Raw genomic sequence first — 19,419 nt, 5'->3', positions numbered from 1 at the left:
CCGACCCTCCCCCCATGACCACAGCCCAAGACCTCCGCCCACCCACCACCCTCCCCCTCCCCGCCCTCCTCGCCCTGGCCACCGCCGTCTTCGTCACCAGCCTCACCGAGACCCTCCCCGCGGGCCTGCTCCCCGCGATGAGCGCCGATCTCGGGGTGAGCGAGTCCGCGACCGGCCAGGCCGTGACCGTCTACGCCATAGGTACGGCCCTCACCGCCATCCCCCTGTCCGCCGCCACCGCGCACTGGCGGCGCAAGCGGCTGCTCCTGGCGGCGATGGCGGGGTTCGCCGTGGCCAACACGGTCACGGCCGTGTCCGGGAGCTATCCGCTGACCATGGCCGCCCGGTTCGTGGCGGGTATCGCCGCGGGCCTGGCCTGGGCGCTGCTGGCCGGGTACGCCCGGCGGCTGGTGCCCGCCGCCGTACAGGGCAGGGCGGTCGCGGTCGTGATGGCGGGCGTTCCGTTGGCACTCTCGATCGGCGTGCCCGCGGGCACCTACCTGGGCGGAGCCCTGGGCTGGCGGACCGCGTTCGCGCTGATGACCGCCGTCACCGCCCTGCTCCTCGGCTGGATCGCCCTCGGGGTCCCCGACCGTCCGGGACAGGAGCGCGGCGACCGAGCCCCCGTACTCAAGGCACTCACCGTCCCGGGCGTCACGCCCGTCCTCTTCGTCACCTTGGTGTTCGTGCTCGCGCACACCGTCCTGTACGCCTACATCGCCACCTTCCTGGACCGGTACGGCATGGGCGGCTCGACGGACCTGGTGCTGCTGGTGTTCGGTGGCGCCTCGCTGCTGAGCATCTGGATCGTCGGCGCAGGGATCGACCGGCGGCTGCGGGTGCTCACCATGACGAGCGTGCTGCTAGTCGGCGGGGCCGCCGGCGTGCTGGCCGGGTTCGCCGACCAGCCGCTCCTCGTCTACGGTGCCGCAGCCCTGTGGGGCCTCGGCTGGGGCGGCGCGCCCACGCTGCTCCAGACCGCGGTGGCCGATGCGGGTGGCGAGCAGGCGGACGCGGCACAGGCGATGCTGGTCACCCTGTGGAACGCGGCGATGGCCGGCGGTGGAGTCGTCGGCGGGGTGTTGCTCGGCCTGTTCGGCGCGACCGCGTTTCCGTGGAGTGTGCTGGTGCTGCTGGTGCCGGTGATCGCGGTGGTGTGGTGGTCGCGGGAGCACGGATTCCCCGGGTAGCCGCAGCTCAGCCGCGAAGCACGGGCTCCCCCGCCGGACCGGCTCAGCCCCGCTTCGGCACCCCGTACGCCCGCTCCACCCGCAGCCGCAGCACCAGCCGCCGGTCCCGGACCATCGCGGCGCGGAAGTCGTCCCAGTCGGGGTGTTCGCCCTGGACGTCGCGGTACAGCCGGATGAGTTCCTCGACCGTCTCGTCGTGCGGGTCCTTCGCGACCGGCGTGAGGTCGGCGGTGCCCTCGGCGACGGTGTACGCCCAGCGGTCGGAGCTGGTCACGTGGTACGACGCCCGGGGATCCCGGCGCAGATTGCGGGTCTTGGCGCGGTCGTCCGTGATCGAGATCCGGATGGTCCGCTCGTCGGGGTAGTAGGCGTGGCTGACGTTCGACAGCTGGGGGCGGCCGTCGCGCTTGAGGGTCACCAGTACGCCGCCGTGGCCCTCGGAGAGCAGCTGGAGCAATGCCTCTTCAGTCATGTCCCGATAACCGGGAGGGCCGAGCCGGACATTCCCGCACCCGCCGGTAGACAGTGTCTACCCTCGCCTGGTAGACACAGCGCATGCAGGAATCCGAGGCAGGACTACGTGACCGACTGGTCGACGTGGGCGTGGAACTGGTCGCCCAGGAGGGCGTTCAGGCGCTCACCCTGAGGGAGATCGCCCGCCGGGCGGGGGTCTCGCACGGGGCCCCGCGCCGCTACTTCCCCACGCATTTGGAGCTGCTGTCGGCCATCGCGCGCCGCGGCTTCATCGACCTCGCGGACCGGGCGACGCGGGCCGTCGACGTGAACCCCCGCGGCCCGCGCGCCCAGCTGGCGGCACTGGCGGACGCTTATCTTCGGTTCGCGGTGGACAACCCCGGTATGTATGAGCTGATGTTCCGTCACGATCTCCTGAAGAGCGGCTACTTGGGGCTGCGCGACCACAGCCTCCCCTTGTTCGGGCGCCTGGTGGAGCTGGTCGGCCGGGTCCGGCCCGATGTCGACGCCCGGGTCGTCGGCGGTGCCCTGTGGGCGAATCTGCACGGCGTCGGCCAGCTGTGGGGCTGGGGAAGCCTTCAACTCGCCGTCGGGACAGATGACTTCGGCCGCATGGTCGACTCGGTGCTGGACATCTACCTCGGGCCGGAAGGCGAGTGAACCCTCGTCTCACCCTCGCTGCGAGCGTGGCCGGAGCGGTGATCGTCGCCCTCGACGGCACCGTCCTGACCATCGCGCAGCCCGCCCTCCAGCGCGACCTGGGCGCGTCCCACGCGCAGGTCCAGTGGACCAGCACCGGTTATCTCGTCGCCGTGGCAAGCCTGTTGGTGTTCGGCGGACGGCTCGGCGACCGATTCGGGCACCGGCGCCTGTTCGCGATCGCCATGCTCGGGTTCGGCACCGCGTCCGCGGGCATCGGCCTCGCGTCCGGCATCGGCTGGGTGATCGGACTCCGGGTCGTGCAGGGCGTGTTCGGCGCCCTGCTGCAACCGGCCACGCTGGGCATGCTGCGCGCCGCGTACCCGCCGGACCGGCTGCGGACGCCGATCGCCGTACGCACCGCGGCCATCGGGGTGGCTGCCGCCGCAGGTCCGCTCGTGGGCGGGGCGCTGGTGGCCGGGCCCGGCTGGCGGGCGGTGTTCCTCCTGAACGTGCTCCCCACGCTCGTGTTCGGCGTGCCGGCCCTCGCCGCACGCACCCCGCAGCCCACCACCGCGGTCCGCCTCGACCTGCCCGGTGCTCTCCTGCTCGCCGTAACCCTGGCCTGCCTGGTGCACGCCCTCGTCGCACTGCCGGACCAGGCACCCGCGCTGCTCGTCGCGGCGGTCACCGCAACCCTCTTCGTCCGCCACGAACGCCGTACGGCAAGCCCTTTGCTGCCGCCGGACATCATCGGCACCCGAGCCGTCGGCGCCGCGCTCGGCGCGCTGGTGGCCGCGTCCGCCGCCCTGTCCGGGGCCCTGTTCGTCGGCACCTATCTCCTCCAGGACGCCCTCGCCCTCGACCCGATGCAGAGCGCGCTGCGCAGTCTGCCGCTGGCGGTGCTGATGGTGGCCGCCGCCTTGAGCTGCCCGAGGCTTCTGCGCCGGGCCGGAGCCCGCCGTACCACCATGACCGCGCTCGGCGTTCTCGCAGGCGGGATCCTGTTGCTCTCCCGGGCGTCGGACACCTTCACGCTCTGCGTCGGTTTCGGCCTGCTGGGGGCCGGGTTCGGCGCGGTGATGGTGGCCGCCACGCATGTCGTCGTACGGGAGGCCGCCGTCGAGTCGGCCGGAGTTGCGGGCGGGCTTCAGCAGACCGCGATGAATGTCGGGCCGGTGCTGGGTGTGGCCGCGGCGACCGCTCTCATGGGCGAGGGTGCGGGGCTTCCGCTCACCGCCTTGGCCGCGCTCGCTCTGACGGGCATGGCGGCGGGCCGTGCGCTGCCGGGACGTTTCGCCTCGATCGACAACGAGCACGGCCATCCACAGGACCGCACACCTGTTCCTGCGCGACGATGAGATCGGAGGCCGCTGCGGCTGGGTAGGCCGGAGCACCTCGACGCTTGCATTCGTAAGGAGAGCGATGGCACAGCTGCGACAACAGGTCGAACCGGGCGAGGTGGGCCTGGATCCGAAGGCGCTGGACCGCCTCGACCAGTACTTCGCCCATTACGTCGACGAAGGGCGGCTGCCCGGCTTCCTGGTCGCCGTCTCCCGTGGCGGACGCGTCGCCCACCTGACCACGCACGGCCACCGTGACGTGGCCGCCGGACTGCCCGTGGAAGCGGACACTCTCTGGCGGATCTACTCGATGACCAAGCCGGTCACCTCCGTCGCGGCGTTGCTGCTGGTGGAGGAGGGGAAGCTGGCGCTGGACGACCCGGTGAGCCGCCATCTGCCGGCCTTCGCCGAGCCGCGGGTGTACGTCGAGGGCTCCGGCACCGACGTACGCACCCGACCGGCCGCGGGCCCCCTGCTGATCCGGCATCTGATGACCCACACCGCGGGCCTGACCTTCGCCTTCTACCACTGCCACCCGGTCGACGCCCTCTATCGCGACGCCAATCTGGAGTCCGCGGTGCTGCCCGGCTCGGATCTGGCCGAGACGGTCGATGTGTACGCGAGCCTGCCGCTCCAGTTCGACCCGGGCACGCAGTGGAACTACTCGGTCGCCACCAATGTCCTCGGCCGGGTCATCGAGGTCGTCTCGGGGCAGCCGCTCGACGCGTTCCTCGCCGAGCGCGTCTTCCGCCCGCTCGGCATGACCGACGCCGGTTTCCAGGTCACGGACCAACAGGCGGACAGGCTCGCCGAGTTGTACGGCGAGACCGACGACGGCCGGATAACCCCGATCCCCGGACTTCCGCTGCGGAACGGCCGCCCCCGGTTCCTCTCCGGCAGCGGCGGTATGGCGGCCTCCGCCCACGACATCCACCGCTTCATGGAGCTGCTGCGCCGCCGCGGCGAACTCGACGGCGTCCGGCTGCTGGCCCCCGAGACGGTCGACCTGATGACTGCCAATCATCTCCCCGACGGCGCCGACCTGCGCTCCTTCGGCAGCCACCCCGCCCACGACGAGCCCGGCAACGAGGGCGTCGGCTTCGGCCTCGGGGTCTCCGTCGTCATCGACCCGTCCCGCACCCGGGCGCCCGCGGGCCTTGGCACCTACGGCTGGAGCGGCGTAGCGACCACGACCTTCTGGGTCGACCCGACCCGCGATCTGACGGTCCAGTTCATGACCCAGGTCCGGCCCAAGACGTCACACACGATGTTCCCGGACCTCAAGCGGCTGGTGCACGAGGCCGTCACCGACTGACGCGCAGCGTGAACTCCACTCCCTCCAGGGCCAGTTCGCGCAGCCACTCCGACGACCGTACCGCCGTCTCAGCCGCGCGGCTCAGCCCCGGCGGCAAGGAGCCGTCCAGGATGTGACGGACGCCCAGTGCCAGGGGCCGGGAGACACAGCGGGCCATCGCGCTCTCCTCCTCGTCGCCGACCAGGTCGAGCAGGTAACTGCCGGTCCAGGTCTGCCCGTTCGCGCCGCTCACTTCGAGGGAGACGGCGAGGACGACCCGGTCCCGGTCGGCGTCGGTGGTCGGATAGGCGGCCGCCAACTCCTGGGCGAGGGCGGCGATCCGCTCGTCGTCGCCGCGCTTCAGCTCCTCGAAGACCGGCTCCCAGGCACGCAGCCAGCCCTCCAGACGCAGGGTGCCGCGGACGAAGGTACGCGGCTTCCACTCCGGCGGCAGTTCGTACTGGGCGACGAAGGGCACACTGTCGCGGTTGGGGTAGACCTCGAAGGCCTCCCCCTCGACCACGTGTCGCCGGGTCACTTCCCAGGGGCGGTCGACGGTGGTCTCGGCGCCGTCCTCGATGTAACGGGCGGGCGAACGCAGGGCGCCCAGGACTCCGGCGGGCGCCCAGCTGAAGCGGTACCGGAAGTCGTTGGGCTCCGCGGGGACCCCGCCGCAGTACGAGGTCAGGCTGTACGACGCCGCCGTACCCTCGCCGATCGCCTCTCGGGCGCGGGCGACGAGGGAGTGGGCGAAGAGGTGGTCGATGCCCGGGTCCAGGCCCGCCTCGGTGAGCACCACAAGTCCGGCCTCGGTGGCCGCCGGCACCTGCTCCAGCACGGCGTCCGACACATAGCTGGAACACGCGAAGTGGGCGCGCCGGGTCACGCAGACGGCCAGCAGCCCGGCGTGTTCGGGCGCGGGCAGCATCGATACGACGACATCGCCGGGCGCGAGTTCGGCGGTCAGCGCTTCCAGGGTGTACGCGCGTGGCTCGGCGCGCCCGGTCAAGCCCCGCACGGAGAGGGCCTCGGCGGCGCGTTCCTCGGTGCGGTGCCACAGCCGTACCCGCCCCGCTGTCTCGCACAGCCGGGCCAGACCGCTGCCGGTGGACAATCCGGCGCCGACCCAGTGGACGGTGCCGCTCGCGGGAAACAGGTCAGACACGGCGGAACTCCCCTTCTTCGATACCGACTTCACGGCAGGCCTGCTGGAACCTGCCCAGACAGCGCACCCACGCCCCGCCGGTCCCGAACTCCAGCAGCTGGGGCAGCAGCGCCGCCGAGAAGTCGGTGCTGGACTCCCTCGGCAGCAGGGACGGCAGATTGTCGATGGCGATGAGATCCAGGGGCGGTTTCTCGCGCAGTCGGCGGGCCGGTGCCGTCCAGTCGGTGGTGCGGTCGTAGACCGGCAGGACATTGAGGGGCGAGCCGACGTCGCAGGTGACATCGCAGAGGGTGCGCAGTCGGCGGGCGGGGTCGTCGAGGTCCTCTTCGCGGAGGAAGGGCGGGACGGGGGTGGTGGCGAGGACGGCGTTGACCATGACGTCGTGCGCGAGGAGGGCCGGCCGGTCCAGCTCGCGGGTCTCGGCGAGGTCCCAGCGGGTCGGCTCGATCCCGGCCACCCGGAAGGCCTCGCAGGCACCCCGGCCGCTGCGGCCCAGGGCGCCGATCACCAGCGCCGTGAACCCTTCGGCAGGGAGCCGGGCATCCAGCTCCTCCTTGGTCGTCGGCACGAGCGGCGCCGCGAGCCGCCCCTGGTGCTGAAGCACAGCCAGAGCGGCACCGAGATACCCGGCCCAGTACCCGAAGGCGGCAAGCCGCCGCCCGTCCTCGTCCACCAGATACTCGACGTCGTACAGCGCCCCTCCCCCGGCGGCGAACCGCCGAAGCAGCGCGGCGGCGCCCGGCTGCTGCTTGTAGGCGTGCCCGAAGAAGACATGACGGTTGATCAACTCCGAAGGTTCATCCGGCAGTTCCTTCAGTCCTACGACGACAGCGGCGCCCGGCGCCGACCTCCACGAGCCCGCCTTCGCAATCCGGCAGCCGGCCTTCTCGTACTCCTCGACCGGGAAAATCCGCTGCGGGGACTCCTCGACGGTCACCTTGACGCCGTTCTCGACCAGCCGCCGTGCGTCGGAGGGCACGATCGGCGTGCGGCGCTCGGTGGAACGGATCTCGTGTCGCAACCACAGATGGAGTTCGGTCATACGCGGTTGGCCTCCGGGCGCAGGGCGTCGGCCGCGAACCGGTCGGCGCTCAAGGGGCTGACGTCCACGAAGGGTACGCGGCCGAGGTACAGGTCGCGGACGACCTCGCCGACGGCCGGTCCCTGAAGAAAGCCGTGGCCGGAGAAACCGGTCGCGTAGAGGAAGCGGGAGGGGGAAGCGGCCTCGCCGATCAGGGCGTTGTGGTCCGGGGTGAGCTCGTACAGGCCCGCCCAGCCGCCGGTGCGGCGCAGGTCGAGGAGGCTGGGGGCGCGGCGCTCCATGGCCTCGTACAGCCGGGGGATCCAGCGGTCGTGGGTTCCGGTGTCGAAGCCGGGGCGCTCGTCGGGGTCGGACATGCCGACGAGGAGTCCCGGGCCCTCGGTATGGAAGTAGAGGCTGGTGGTGAAGTCGATGGTCATGGGGAGGTCGGGCGGCAGGTCCGGGACCGGTTCGGTGACCGCGATCTGGCGGCGCAGCGGCTCCACCGGCAGCTCGACGTCGGCCATCGCGCCGACGGCCCGCGACCAGGCACCGGCCGCGCAGATCACCGTGCCGGTGGCGATCCGGCCCTTGGTGGTGCGCACTCCGGTGATCGTGTCGCCGTGCAGGTCGATGCCGGTGACCTCGGTGTGCCGCAGCACGGTCGCGCCGTACCGGCGGGCGGTGGCCGCGTAGCCGTGGACGACGGACTCGGGCGTGCAGTGCCCGTCGTCGGGTGAGTAGGCGGCGGCCAGCAGGCCGTCGGTGACGATCAGCGGGGAGAGTCGGCGGGCCTCGTCCGGGTCGAGCATGCGGCTGGGCACACCGAGGGAGTTCTGGAGCCGTACGCCCGCCTCGAAGGAGGCGACCTCCTCGGGCGTGGACAGCAGGAACAGATAGCCGACCTTGTGCAGCCCGATGTCCTGTCCGGTCTCCGCCTCGAACCGGTCGAAGGCTTCCAGGCTGCGGGCGCCGAGCCGGATGTTGAGCTCGTCGGAGAACTGCGCCCGCACCCCGCCGGCCGCCTTGGAGGTGGAGCCCGCGGCCAGTTCGTCGCGTTCGACGAGGACGACGTCCCGTACACCCGCGCGGGCCAGGTGACAGGCGATGCTCGCGCCCATCACCCCGCCACCGATGACGACCACCTCCGCCTTCACCGGCCCGCCTCCCGCGCCGCGTCGATCACGGCCCAGGCCGCCGCGGCGTCCTGGATGCCGAGGCCGACGCTGTTGTAGTAGACGATGTCGCCGGGCCCGGTACGGGCGGTGTGGGTGCCGGTGAGGACACCGCCCAGGGGAATCAGGTCCTCGGGCGCGAGCCGGGCGGCCACGATCGGGCCCGCGTGGTGGGCCGCCGTCTCCGGGTCGTCCACGACGACGGCCGCGGACCGTCGTACCACCTCCGCGTCGACCTCGCGGCGGGTCGGTTCGAACGAGCCGACGCTCACCACCGTGCAGCCTGGCGCCAGCCACTCGCCGCGCACCACCGGGGTGGCGCTGAGGGTACAGGCGGCGACGAGCGAGGCGCCGGTCACGGCCTCTTCGGCGGTGCGGACCGGCTCGACGGTGAGGCCCAGTTCGGCCGTCAGGGCTTGCGCCGCTCGGGTGCGGTTGCGCTCGGTTGGGCTCCACAGTCGTACGGACTTCAGGTCCCGCACCCGTCCGAGGGCCCGGGTGTGGGCGAGGGCCTGGGTGCCGGAGCCCAGGACGGCGAGGTCCGCGCTGTCGGGGCCGGCCAGCGCGTCGACGGCTACTGCGCTGGCCGCCGCTGTGCGCAAGGTGGTGAGCGCGGTGCCGTCCATGACCGCGACCAGGCGGCCCGTCACCGGGTCGAGCGCGGTGACGACGGCGTGCACGGTGGGCAGCCCGGCGGCCGCATTGCCCGGGTTGACGCTGCCGATCTTCGCGACCGCCCCGGTGTCCGCGGACAGCCGGGAGAGGTACGCGAACATGACGCTGTCGTCGAAGCGGCTCGGGTGCATGATCTTCCCGGGCAGATCGGCGCCGTTCGAGCCGAGGGCGACGAAGGCGGCGCGCTGGGAGGCGATGGCCGCGTCCAGGGAGAGCAGTCGGGTCACCTGGTCGCCGGAGAGGAAGAGGACGTCGTCGGTCATTCCCTCTTCCTGTCCCGGCGGCCCCCACGGGAATCAGGACCAGTGCGCCACGGCGTCCAGATGGGGCAGATGATGGTCCAGACGCTCCCGCTTGGTACGCAGATAGGTGATGTTGTTCTCGCACGGCTCGATGAGCAGCGGGACCTGCTCGGCGACCGTGATGCCGTGCTCCAGCAACGCCTCCCGCTTGCGCGGGTTGTTGGACATCAGGCGGACACTGCGTACCCCGAGGTCGTCCAGGATCCGGGCGGCGACGCCGTAGTCCCGGGCGTCCACGGGCAGTCCGAGGGCGAGGTTCGCCTCCACGGTGTCCAGGCCCTCCGCCTGCAGGGCCATCGCACGCAGCTTGGCGAGCAGTCCGATGCCGCGGCCCTCGTGCCCTCTCAAGTAGACAACGACACCGCGGCCTTCGGCGACGACCGCGCGCAGCGCGGAGGCCAGCTGATCGCCGCACTCGCAGTGCTGGGAGCCGAACGCGTCACCGGTCAGGCACTCCGAATGCAGCCGCGTGAGGACGTCCTCGGTGCCGATGTCACCGTGGACCAGGGCCACTTGCTCGTCACCGCGGTCGTGGTCCATGTAACCGACCGCGCGGAATTCCCCGTACACCGTGGGCAACGGGGCATTCACAACGCGTTCCACGCCGGTGCGCTGGTGGGACTTCTTGTGCGACTTCTTTCCGAGTACGCCAACTTTTTCTGTCATGATCTGGTTCCTAAGCAGAGACGAAAGGCCGTGAAAAGATGAGTGATTCGGGAACGCGGTGGGCGCACGGTCTGGTGCCGGCGGACACCACGGAAGATGTGCGGACGCGCGGGGCGGGCGTCTCACGGCAGGTCGCCGTCCTTCCCGTCGGCAGCTTCGAACAGCACGGCCCCTTCCTGCCGCTCGCCACGGATACGCTCGTCGCCTGTGCGGTCGCACGGGAGATCGCCGCCGCGTACCCGGTGCACCTCCTTCCGCCGGTGACGATCTCCTGCTCGCACGAGCACGCGGCGTGGCCGGGAACCGTCAGCATCTCCTCGGTGACCCTTCATGCGGTGATACGGGACATAGCGGAATCGCTCCGCCGCTCGGGCGTGGAGGCCCTGGTGGTGGTCAACGGCCACGGCGGAAACTACGTACTGGGCAACGTCGTTCAGGAATCCTCCGCGCGCGGTGAGCGCATCGCGCTGTTCCCGGCCGCGGAGGACTGGGAATCGGCACGGGAACGGGCCGGGGTCGCCACCTCGCTGCTGACCGACATGCACGCGGGGGAAATAGAGACCTCCATCCTTCTGCATACGCATCCGGAAATGCTGCGGCCCGGATACGAGACCTCCGATTTCGTCGCGGACGACCGGCGTCATCTGCTCTCCCTCGGTATGTCCGCCTATACCGATTCGGGTGTCATCGGGCGCCCTTCCCTGGGCTCGGCGGAAAAGGGGAAGGAACTACTGGTGAGCCTTTCGGAATCCTTCGCCGCGTATTTCTCCGTGCTGGGCGCAGAGTAGGGCGCCCAGCGGCGGACGACCAGCACCAGGACACCGGGCAGGCTCGCGGCAAGACACAGGACGCCGTACACGACGGCGACCGCGAGTCCGCTGCCCGCGCCGAGCCCGGCGGCGCCGAACGCCCAGGCGGTGACGCCCTCTCGGGGGCCCCAGCCGCCGACGTTCAGCGGCAGGCTCATCGCGAGCAGGGCGAGCACGGCCAGCGGCAGGAGTACGGCGACGGAGGCGTTGGCGCCCGCGACGCGGGCCGCGAGCACGAACGTGGCGAGATGTCCGGCCAGCACGACGACCGACGACACCGCGACGCCGGGCCAGTTGCGCAGCGACGCCAGCCCTCCGAGCCAGGCGCGCACTCGGCTCATCCGTAGCGCGAGGACGACCGCGAATGCGCCGAGGGCGGCGAGTGCGAGCAGCGGCGCGAGGTGGCGGGCGTCGTCGCGCACGGGCGACGGCATGGTCAGCAGGACGACGGCTCCGACCACGGCCAACACGAACTGCCCCGCGGCCCGTTCGAGCACGACGGAACGCACTCCCCGACCGAGATCACCGGCACTCCGTCCATGCCGGACCGCACGGTGCACATCACCCAGGACGCCACCGGGAAGGGCCGCGTTCAGAAACAGCGCGCGGTAATAGTCGGCGACGGCCGCGCCGAACGGCAGCCGGATCCGCAGCCCTCGAGCCACCAACTGCCAGCGCCAGGCGCTGAACACGGTGGTGACGACCCCGATCCCGACAGCCGCGACCACGGCTGTGACGTCGATGCGCCGCAGGCCGTCGAGGAAGACTCCGGTGCCGAGGCGCCAGAGGAGGACGGCGAGGATGGCGAGGCCGGCGGCTGTGCCGAGGTGGGTGCGGAGGCTTTTGGCGCGGGACTTATCGGGGGCGGTGGCTGTGGCGGAGGTGGGGGATGGGGCGGGGGCTTCAGGAACGGTGGCGGCTGCGGGGACGGAGAGGGCGGTGGGCTGCCGGGCCGCCCGCGCCACCGAGGTCCGCAGGTGCACGTGGGCGCGCCTGGCCCCCGGCGCCGCCGACGCGCGCATGTGCCCACCGACCCGTCCGGCCGTCGCCCCCACCGTCTCCGCGCTCATGACGTCGCCCCGTCCGTCGGGCGGGACAGTGCCAGGAGGTCGCTGTGGTGGACCACGACGCGCAACTCCCCCGCCTCGCAGGCCGCCAGGCGCTCGCGGAGATAGCGTTCGGCAGGGGCGCGCAGCTCCGGGCGCTGTTCCACCGCCGCGCCGACCCAGCCGCGCAGCCACTGTGCGGTGAGCGCGGAGTCGGCCGGGCCGAGCTTCCAGGGGCTCGGATGCACCCGTACCGTCGCCCCGCGTGCGGAGAACGCCTCGCAGGCCACCGTGATCGCGTCCGGGCCGAGCAGCTCCGTGCGCCGCTGGTGGGCGTTGAACGCCTCGGCGATCTCGTCGTCGAGGGGGTCGGACGGGGTGAACTCCACGCGGCCCGCGACGGACAGCGTCAGCAGCGCCGGGCAGCCGGCGCCGGTGCAGGCGGCGACGAGGGTCTCGATCTCCTCCCGGGTGAGGACGTCGAGCAGCGCGGAGGCCGTCACCAGCGAGGCACCGGACAAGCCGTCCGGGGTGAGCCGGGCGATATCGCCACGGCGGGTCTCGACGCTGACCCGGCTGCCGTCGGCGGCGGCGCGCGGAGAGGCGACGGCGGCGAAGTGCAACAGGTAGGGGTCGCGGTCGTGCAGGATCCAGTGCTGGGCGCCGTCCAGTCGGGGCGCCAGCCAGCGGCCCATCGAGCCGGTGCCGCAGCCCAGGTCGTGGATGACCAGTCCATCGGCCTTGCCGGGCAGATTGGCGAGCCGGATCCGCAGTGGATCGAGCAACTCGGGTGCCCGCGCGGCCCCGTCGGGCCCTTCACGCAGCTCCAGCCACTCGGGGGCGTAGCGCGGGGCGTCTTCGGGCCCGTGCTCGCGCAGCTTGAGCGTCGGGCGCTCACCGGGCCGGGGGGCGGGTCCCGCACCGGGAATGACGAGATCGTCGGCCACTTCTGTCGCCTCCCTCGGCGCCGGAATCCACCCCGTGTCCTGTGTCTCCGCCGTCTTCCTCATGCCGCCCTCCTGGGTTCGTTCGGCAGTCGGCCCAGTACTCCGGCCAGGCTGCGGGCCGTGGTCGCCCAGCCGTCGAGGGCGGCCCTGCGGCCCCGAGCGGCCGCCTTCAGCCGGCGTCGTATGTCCGCCTCGCCGAACCAGCCGCGCAGTTCGGCGGCGAGGGCGGCAGGGTCCTCCGGCGGGACGAGGATGCCGGGCACCCCGCCGTCGGGGGCGCGTCCGACCGCCTCGGGCAGACCGCCGACGTCCGTCGCCAGCACCGGAATGCCGCGTGCGAGCGCCTCGGTCACCGCCATGCCGTACGTCTCCGCGTAGGACGTGAGCACCATCAGGTCGGCCGCGGCATAGCTGGCGTCGAGTTCGGCGCCGGCCTGCGGTCCCGCCAGCACCAGCCGGTCCTCAAGGCCGTACGTCCTGATCAGGGCCCGAAGTCCGGCCACATACTCCGGGTCCTGGCCGAGTCCACCCACGCAGACGCAGCTCCACGGCAGGTCGGTCACCGCGGCCAGCGCCTCGACCAGCCGGTGCTGTCCCTTGCGCGGGGTCACGGCGGCGACGCACAGCAGCCGGGAGACTCCGTCGGTGCCGGAGGCCAGGGGTGCTATGTCGGCGCCGGGGGCGGCGACATGGACCCGGTCGGGGGCGAGGCCGTGGTGGGAGACGAGGCGGCGGACGGCCCAGTCGGAGGTCGCGATCACGGCCGGAACCGCCCGCAGCACCGCACGCTCCCGAGCGTCCAACTCCGCGGCCACGTCGGCCGAAAGCCCCGTCTCGTCACCCAGCGGAAGATGCACCAGCACCGCGAGACGCAGCCGCTCCGCCTCGGGTACGACGATCTCGGGCACCCCGCACGCGACGAGACCGTCGAGCAGCACCACCGTGTCGTCCGGCAACTCCCGGAGCGTACGCGCGAGTTCCGCCCGTGCCGCCTCTCCGGGCCGGGGCCACTCCCCCGCCACCGCGTGCTTGTGGACCTGCCAGCCGAAGCCGGGCAGGTCCAGACTCACCCTGCGGTCATAGGCGTTGCCGCCGCTCGGCATGGCCGGGTCGTCGACGCCGCCCGGCATGACGAAGTGCACGGAGCGCAGGGACATGGGCACGATCTCGGCGTTCTTGAGGGCGGAGTGCTGCACGGGCACATAGGTCAGCCGCGCCCGGTCCGGGCTGGATTGCCCGGTCGCCTCCGGGACGCTCTTTGCCGGTGTTGAGAGGCCGACCGTGCTCAGCCCTTCGGGCCTCCGCGCGCTCGGCCTCTCAACACCGGCGCGCCCCTGCGGCTCCCTCGCGGCGGTCAGGTCGGTCACAGGGCACGCTCGTAACTCGCCCAGGCGACATGCGACTCGTGCAGCGTGACCGTGAGACCGGCGAGACCCTTGGCGCCCTCGCCGAGCGCCCCCTTGTGCACCCGCTCGGCGAGCCGGTCGGCGATGACCTTGGCCAGGAACTCCGTGGAGGTGTTGATCCCGGCGAAGTCGGGTTCGTTGTCGAGGTTGCGGTAGTTCAACTCGGCTACGACGGCGCCCAGTTCCTGGGTGGCGAGTCCGATGTCGACGACGATGTTGTCCTCGTCCAGCTGTTCGCGCCGGAACATGGCGTCCACCAGGAACGTCGCTCCGTGCAGGCGCTGCGCGGGCCCGAAGACGTCGCCGCGGAAGCTGTGGGCGATCATGATGTGATCGCGGACGGTGATGCTGAACAACGGACGACCCTCCAGGTGCGGCGCGTCTGCTCCCCGGCTGATCGTTGCCGGGGATGTGGAGTAGTACGGCTCTTCGCTTCCCGTTGTTCAGCCGTCTCTCACTCTTTTCTCAGGTCAGGCGCTCTTGCCCGTACCGCACGCGGTGGCACAGGGCCGGAATCTCCCCCGACGCGAGCCTCGGCAGCACCTCCGGCAACTCCTCGAACGCGCTTTCCCCCGTGACCAGGGCGTCGAGCGCCGGGTCGGCGAGGAGTTCGAGGGCGAGGGCGAGCCGGTCGGCGTAGGTGCGGCCGGCGCGGCCGGACGGGGAGACGGTGCCGACCTGGCTGCTGCGGATGGTGAGGCGCCGGGAGTGGAAGGCCTCGCCGAGCGGGAGGCTGACCTGCCGGTCGCCGTACCAGCTCAGTTCGACGACCGTACCCTCGGCGGTCAGGAGTTCGAGTGACCGGGCGAGGCCCTGCTCCGTCGCGCTGGCGTGCACGACGAGGTCGCACTCCCCGCGAGCGTCCTGCGGCAGCGCGAAGTCGACGCCCAGCGCCTCGGCGGTCTTCGCCCGCGCCGGATCGGCGTCCACCAACTGGACCCGTACGCCGGGGAAGCGGGCCAGAAGCGCGGCCACCGAGCAACCGACCATGCCGCCGCCGACCACCGCGATCCGGTCGCCGACCAGGGGCGCCGCGTCCCAGAGCGCGTTGACCGCGGTCTCGACCGTGCCCGCAAGGACGGCCCGTTCGGCGGGCACATTCGCGGGTACCCGGGTCACGGCGGTGGCCGGGACGACGTAGCGCGTCTGATGCGGGTAGAGGCAGAAGACCGTGCTGCCGACGAGGTCCGCCGGGCCTTCCTCGACCTCTCCGACGCTGAGGTAGCCGTACTTCACGGGCGCCGGGAAGTCGCCCTCCTGGAACGGCGCCCGCATGGCCGCGTGCTGGCTCTCGGGGACGCCGCCGCGGAAGACGAGCGTCTCGGTGCCGCGGCTCACTCCGGAGTACAGGGCGCGGACGAGCACCTCGCCCTCGGACGGGACCGGAAGGGTGACCTCCCTGATCTCGCCTTCACCCGGACTGCTGAGCCAGAACGCGCGTGCGGGTGGCGTCATCCGCATCCTCCTGAACGATCGGGAAGTAGTTCACGTACCGAGGTGTGCACAGGCCGCGCACAGTACGCGGCGTTGATCGACTCTGTCACACGGCCGGAGGATGTTCGGTGGCCCTGAACAACACTTACGACGCGAGGCTGGTCCAGCAGGAGACGGCGCTCGGAGCGGGCGTCCAGATCCTGGTGCTGGCGCTGCTCGGCACGGCGATCGGCATGGGGCCCGCGGGCTGGCTGACCGGACTCGCCTTCGCCGTCGCCACCTGGGCGGTACTCTCCCGGGCCCTGCACCGCTCCCGGCTGCGCTCCTTCGGCCCCGCCAACCGGGTCACCCTGGGCCGCTCCATCCTGGTCGGCGGCGTCACCGCGCTGGTCGCGGACTCCTTCCAGAGCCCGCCGCCGCTGACACTGCTGGTCGGGCTGACGGCGGTTGCCCTGATCCTCGACGGCGTCGACGGCAAGGTCGCCCGCCGCACCGGCACCTCGACCGCGCTGGGCGCCCGCTTCGACATGGAGGTCGACGCGTTTCTGATCCTGGTGCTCAGCGTCTACGTCTCGATGGCGCAGGGCCCGTGGGTGCTGCTGATCGGCGGTATGCGCTACGGCTTTGTCGCCGCCGCCCGCTTCTGGCCGTGGCTGAACGCCCCGCTGCCGCCGAGCACGGCCCGCAAGACGGTGGCCGCGCTCCAGGGCGTGTTCCTGCTGCTGGCCGCCTCGGGTCTGCTGCCGCACCTCGTCGAGTTCGGCGTCGTCGCCACGGCGCTCGCGGCGCTGGTGTGGTCGTTCGGGCGGGACATCCTGTGGCTGTGGCGGACCTCGCGGGTTCAGGAGGTCGTCGAGGCGGAGGCGGAGGATCTGGTCTCCGTCTGACGCGGCAACAGCACCGCCGCCGCCACCGGTACGGCGGCCAGGACCAGCCACGGCACGGCCACCGGGAGCCCGCTGTTCAGCAGCGCACCGGTCGCCGAACTGCCGACCAGCACGATCAGCCCGGACACCGAGGAGAGCGCCCCGGTGTAGAGGCCGAGCCTGTTGTCCTCCGCGAGATCCGGCACCCACGCCCGCGCGGCCGGCGCCACGAGCATCTGGCCGAGCGTGAGCAGGACGACGAAGCCGGCCGCGGGCAGCAGCCCGGCCGAGCGCACCGCGGCCACGACCGCGAATCCGGCCGCGATGAGCAGCAGCCCGGCCCCCATCGACCGGCGCAGGGTGAGCCGCTCCCCCACCCAGCGGGTCACGGGCAGTTGGGCGGTCACCACCAGCAGCGAGGACAGCGCGAACAGCCAGGCGAGCGGCGCCTGCGAGCCGGTCACTCGCTCCACCTCGGCGGGCAGCGCGAGGTAGAGCTGGTTGTAGGCGAGCAGATAGGCGCCGTACGCACAGCACAGCGCGAGAAAGCGCCGGTTGCGCAGCAACGGGCCCACTCCGCCGCGGACTTGGACGCGCTGACGCCCGGGTATGTGCTGCGGCAGCAGCCAGGCGTGTCCGGCGAGAACGAGTACGAAGACCCCGGCCCCGCCCAGACACACCGTGCGGTAGTCGACGGACAGCAACAGCGCACCGAGCAGCGGCCCGACGAACGCACCGGCCTGTCCCGCCACGGTGAACAGCGCGAGCACACGGGTGCGCGAGCCGCCCTGCTCCTCATGGACGACGGCCTGCCGGGCGACCTCGGACTCCACCGCGGGCGAGAACAGCGCGGCGGCGAACCCGATCAGGAGTACGGCGCCGATGACGGCCCAGGTCTCCTCGGCGAACCCCAGCCAGGCGAACCCGGCGATCCGCAGCACGCACCCGGCGAGTACGACGGGCCGGATGCCGTACCGGTCGGCGAGCGCCCCGCCGACCACGAACAGCCCTTGCTGACTGAAGGTCCGCAGCCCGAGTACGAAGCCGACGAGCCAGCCCGCCATGCCGATGGCCTGTCCGAGGTGTTCGGCGAGGAAGGGGAGGACGGCGAAGAAGCCGATGTTGAAGGCGAGTTGAGTGAGGATCAGGAGGTGCAGGAGCGGGGTGAGCCTTGTGTGCCGGGGCGGCTTGTTCAGGGTGAGGGTCATCGGCGTGCCGCCAACTCCCTTGTTCTTGAGGGCTGATGGATTTCGCGGGCGCGCCTGGGCAGGCGTATGCCTCCTGCCGCCGTCACCGCCAGGGCGCCGAGCAGGGCGAGGAGGGCGGCGGGGGCGAGGACGGCCCAGGGGGCGCGTTCGGCGTAGGGCTGGTTCTCGGCGAGGAGCAGGCCCCACTCGGGGGACGGCGGTTGGGCGCCGAGGCCGAGGAAGGCGAGCGAGGCGAGGGCCAGGGCGATGCCGGGCAGCCGCAGCAGGGCGTGGCGGGTGACGGGCGGCAGGATCGCGGGCAGCAGTTCGTGCCGGAGCAGATAGCCGCGGCTCGCGCCCATCGCGCGGGTGGCGGTGATGTGGAGCGCGGCGCGTTCCTGGCGCAGCAGCGCGGAGGTGTGCGCGGCGAGCGGCGCCCAGGCGACGGCCGCGACGGCGAGCGCCGGTGTGGCGGCTCCGCTGCCGGCCACGGCCGTGACGAGAAGGGCGACGAGGACGGGCGGCAGGGCGGTGACCGTGTCCACGAGCGGCCCGGACAGCCGGGGTACGAGACCGAGCAGGACGCCGGTGAGGAGCGTGACCGCGCCGATCGCGAGGGCGAGGAGCAGGGTGTCGAGGGCGCCGTGGGCGACCCGGGCGAGCAGGTCACGGCCGAGTGCGTCGGTGCCGAACGGGTGGGAGAGGGAAGGGGGTTGGAGCCGGGCGCCGGTGTCGAGGGCGAGCGGGTCGCGGGGCAGGCCGAGGGCGATGACGCCGAGGAGTGCTGCGGCGTAGAGGAGCGGTTGGAGGGTGCCGGCCGGTGGGGTCGGCGGATGCAGGGAGGGCAGGGCGTCGTCGCGGAGGGCGGGGCCGACGAGCAGGCGGGTGCCGAGGTGGGCGAGTCCGGCGGCGGCCGCGGCGAGCAGCACGAGCAGGAGGGTGCCGGCCTGGAGGACGGGCAGGTCCTGGGCGAGGGCGGCCTGGAGGGTCGTACGGCCGAGGCCCGGGATGTCGAAGATCTGCTCCACGGCGACCGCGCCCCCGGTCAGGCCGACCACGAACAGGCCGGTATTGGGCAGCAGTCCGGGGAGACTGCGGCGCAGCGCCTGGCGGGCGACGGCCCGGCGGGGCAGTCCGCGGGCGGCGGCGGCCGGCGCCCAGGGTTCGGCGAAGGCGCCGGGCAGGAGGTCGTCGAGGAGGCGGCCGAGCACGGCTCCGGCGGGCAGGCCGAGGGCGAGCGCGGGCAGGATCGTGTACTGGGGCCCGTACCAGCCGAGGGCCGGGAGCCAGCCGAGCTGGACGCCGACGACGGTGGCGAGCACGGTGGCGGTGAGGAACTCGGGCAGCGCGGCGAGCACGGCGGAGCCGGTTCCCCCGGCGGGCCGACGGCGGGCGCCCAGGCGGAGGGTGCGGGCGCAGATCAGTGCGGCGGTGACGACGGCTGCGAGCAGAGCGACCGCCATCAGCAACAGCGAGACACCGAGGGCCTGGAAGACCTCGGGGGCGACTTCCCCGCCGCTGAGCCAGGACCGCCCGAAATCACCCCGCCACAGCCCGCCCGCCCACTGCTGGAGGAGCTGGACGGGCCCTGCGTCGAGGCCGAGCCGGTCCCGGATGTCCGCCAGTGCCTGCGGCGTGGGATCGCGGTCCGCCGAGCGCGCCTTGAGCACGGTGAGCGCCGGGTCGGTGTGCGAGACCCAGGGCAGCACACCGATGGCGCACACCAGGGCGACCGCGATCCCCGCCCGCCACAGGAGGGCGCCTGCCTGTCGACGCACGG

General features: G+C 72.4%; 18 protein-coding genes and 1 pseudogene. 6 read left to right on the top strand and 13 right to left on the bottom strand.

Annotated features, from left to right (window positions below; translation table 11 throughout):
* The first annotated feature begins 14 nt into the window (after positions 1-14).
* The gene (locus OHT76_RS35595; protein WP_328874970.1) at positions 15-1,190 is read left to right on the top strand and encodes an MFS transporter; all 1,176 of its coding nucleotides are present in this window, start codon (positions 15-17) and stop codon (positions 1,188-1,190) included.
* 43 nt (positions 1,191-1,233) lie between these two features.
* Here the strand turns inward: OHT76_RS35595 and OHT76_RS35590 are convergent, their stop codons facing one another.
* Positions 1,234-1,662: a PPOX class F420-dependent oxidoreductase gene (locus OHT76_RS35590; protein WP_328874969.1), complete on the bottom strand. Its 429-nt coding sequence runs from the start codon at positions 1,660-1,662 to the stop codon at positions 1,234-1,236.
* An 83-nt stretch (positions 1,663-1,745) separates the two neighbouring features.
* Between OHT76_RS35590 and OHT76_RS35585 the strand changes: the two genes are divergently transcribed.
* The 3 genes from OHT76_RS35585 (at position 1,746) to OHT76_RS35575 (ending at position 4,961) form a co-directional block, all read left to right on the top strand.
* A complete protein-coding gene (locus tag OHT76_RS35585; RefSeq protein ID WP_328874968.1) occupies positions 1,746-2,324 on the top strand; it encodes a TetR/AcrR family transcriptional regulator in 579 nt (192 codons plus the stop codon).
* Positions 2,321-3,664 carry an MFS transporter gene (locus OHT76_RS35580; RefSeq protein WP_328874967.1) on the top strand — a complete coding sequence of 448 codons (1,344 nt, stop codon included), beginning with the start codon at positions 2,321-2,323 and terminating at the stop codon, positions 3,662-3,664. Before OHT76_RS35585 ends, OHT76_RS35580 begins: the two co-directional genes overlap by 4 nt.
* 64 nt (positions 3,665-3,728) lie before the next feature.
* Positions 3,729-4,961 carry a serine hydrolase domain-containing protein gene (locus OHT76_RS35575; RefSeq protein ID WP_328874966.1) on the top strand — a complete coding sequence of 411 codons (1,233 nt, stop codon included), beginning with the start codon at positions 3,729-3,731 and terminating at the stop codon, positions 4,959-4,961.
* On the opposite strand, the gene OHT76_RS35570 is transcribed toward OHT76_RS35575, so the two are convergent.
* Genes OHT76_RS35570 through ribA form a run of 5 tightly spaced genes read right to left on the bottom strand, consistent with a single transcriptional unit; the run spans position 4,951 to position 9,944 of the window.
* Positions 4,951-6,105: a saccharopine dehydrogenase family protein gene (locus OHT76_RS35570; RefSeq protein WP_328874965.1), complete on the bottom strand. Its 1,155-nt coding sequence runs from the start codon at positions 6,103-6,105 to the stop codon at positions 4,951-4,953. The genes OHT76_RS35575 and OHT76_RS35570 overlap by 11 nt on opposite strands.
* Positions 6,098-7,147, bottom strand: a complete 1,050-nt coding sequence (locus tag OHT76_RS35565) for a saccharopine dehydrogenase (protein ID WP_328874964.1) — start codon at positions 7,145-7,147, stop codon at positions 6,098-6,100. The genes OHT76_RS35570 and OHT76_RS35565 overlap by 8 nt, the downstream gene beginning before the upstream one ends.
* The gene (locus tag OHT76_RS35560) at positions 7,144-8,283 is read right to left on the bottom strand and encodes an NAD(P)/FAD-dependent oxidoreductase (protein ID WP_328874963.1); all 1,140 of its coding nucleotides are present in this window, start codon (positions 8,281-8,283) and stop codon (positions 7,144-7,146) included. Before OHT76_RS35560 ends, OHT76_RS35565 begins: the two co-directional genes overlap by 4 nt.
* Positions 8,280-9,239, bottom strand: a complete 960-nt coding sequence (locus OHT76_RS35555) for an ornithine cyclodeaminase family protein (RefSeq protein ID WP_328874962.1) — start codon at positions 9,237-9,239, stop codon at positions 8,280-8,282. The genes OHT76_RS35560 and OHT76_RS35555 overlap by 4 nt, the downstream gene beginning before the upstream one ends.
* A 33-nt stretch (positions 9,240-9,272) precedes the next feature.
* On the bottom strand, positions 9,273-9,944 hold the full coding sequence (gene ribA / locus OHT76_RS35550) for a GTP cyclohydrolase II (protein WP_328874961.1): 672 nt from the start codon (positions 9,942-9,944) through the stop codon (positions 9,273-9,275).
* Between the two features lie 38 nt (positions 9,945-9,982).
* On the opposite strand from ribA, the gene OHT76_RS35545 reads away from it, so the two are divergent.
* The gene (locus OHT76_RS35545; protein ID WP_328874960.1) at positions 9,983-10,732 is read left to right on the top strand and encodes a creatininase family protein; all 750 of its coding nucleotides are present in this window, start codon (positions 9,983-9,985) and stop codon (positions 10,730-10,732) included.
* 62 nt (positions 10,733-10,794) lie between these two features.
* Here OHT76_RS35545 and OHT76_RS35540 read toward each other — a convergent pair.
* From OHT76_RS35540 to OHT76_RS35520, 5 genes and pseudogenes are all read right to left on the bottom strand, one after another.
* Positions 10,795-11,775, bottom strand: a pseudogene (locus OHT76_RS35540) (lysylphosphatidylglycerol synthase transmembrane domain-containing protein); the annotation flags it as partial.
* Positions 11,776-11,819: 44 nt separating this feature from the next.
* Positions 11,820-12,809: a class I SAM-dependent methyltransferase gene (locus OHT76_RS35535; RefSeq protein ID WP_328874959.1), complete on the bottom strand. Its 990-nt coding sequence runs from the start codon at positions 12,807-12,809 to the stop codon at positions 11,820-11,822.
* On the bottom strand, positions 12,806-13,957 hold the full coding sequence (locus tag OHT76_RS35530) for a glycosyltransferase family 4 protein (protein WP_328876708.1): 1,152 nt from the start codon (positions 13,955-13,957) through the stop codon (positions 12,806-12,808). Before OHT76_RS35530 ends, OHT76_RS35535 begins: the two co-directional genes overlap by 4 nt.
* A gap of 152 nt (positions 13,958-14,109) precedes the next feature.
* Complete coding sequence (locus OHT76_RS35525) at positions 14,110-14,508, bottom strand: 6-pyruvoyl trahydropterin synthase family protein (protein ID WP_328874958.1); 399 nt, start codon at positions 14,506-14,508, stop codon at positions 14,110-14,112.
* Positions 14,509-14,617: 109 nt separating this feature from the next.
* Positions 14,618-15,607, bottom strand: a complete 990-nt coding sequence (locus OHT76_RS35520; RefSeq protein WP_328874957.1) for a zinc-dependent alcohol dehydrogenase — start codon at positions 15,605-15,607, stop codon at positions 14,618-14,620.
* 107 nt (positions 15,608-15,714) lie between these two features.
* Here OHT76_RS35520 and OHT76_RS35515 point away from each other — a divergent pair, with 107 nt between their 5' ends.
* Positions 15,715-16,473 carry a CDP-alcohol phosphatidyltransferase family protein gene (locus tag OHT76_RS35515; RefSeq protein WP_328874956.1) on the top strand — a complete coding sequence of 253 codons (759 nt, stop codon included), beginning with the start codon at positions 15,715-15,717 and terminating at the stop codon, positions 16,471-16,473.
* Here the strand turns inward: OHT76_RS35515 and OHT76_RS35510 are convergent.
* Positions 16,428-17,660 carry an MDR family MFS transporter gene (locus OHT76_RS35510; protein WP_328874955.1) on the bottom strand — a complete coding sequence of 411 codons (1,233 nt, stop codon included), beginning with the start codon at positions 17,658-17,660 and terminating at the stop codon, positions 16,428-16,430. The genes OHT76_RS35515 and OHT76_RS35510 overlap by 46 nt on opposite strands.
* Positions 17,657-19,417: an ABC transporter permease subunit gene (locus OHT76_RS35505; protein WP_328874954.1), complete on the bottom strand. Its 1,761-nt coding sequence runs from the start codon at positions 19,415-19,417 to the stop codon at positions 17,657-17,659. The genes OHT76_RS35510 and OHT76_RS35505 overlap by 4 nt, the downstream gene beginning before the upstream one ends.
* Positions 19,418-19,419 lie beyond the last annotated feature (2 nt).

It is taken from the genome of Streptomyces sp. NBC_00287 (genome assembly GCF_036173105.1).
Taxonomy (GTDB): Bacteria; Actinomycetota; Actinomycetes; order Streptomycetales; family Streptomycetaceae; genus Streptomyces.
Note: the sequence above shows the minus strand (reverse complement) of the source record. Positions and strands in the feature narration are given on the sequence as shown.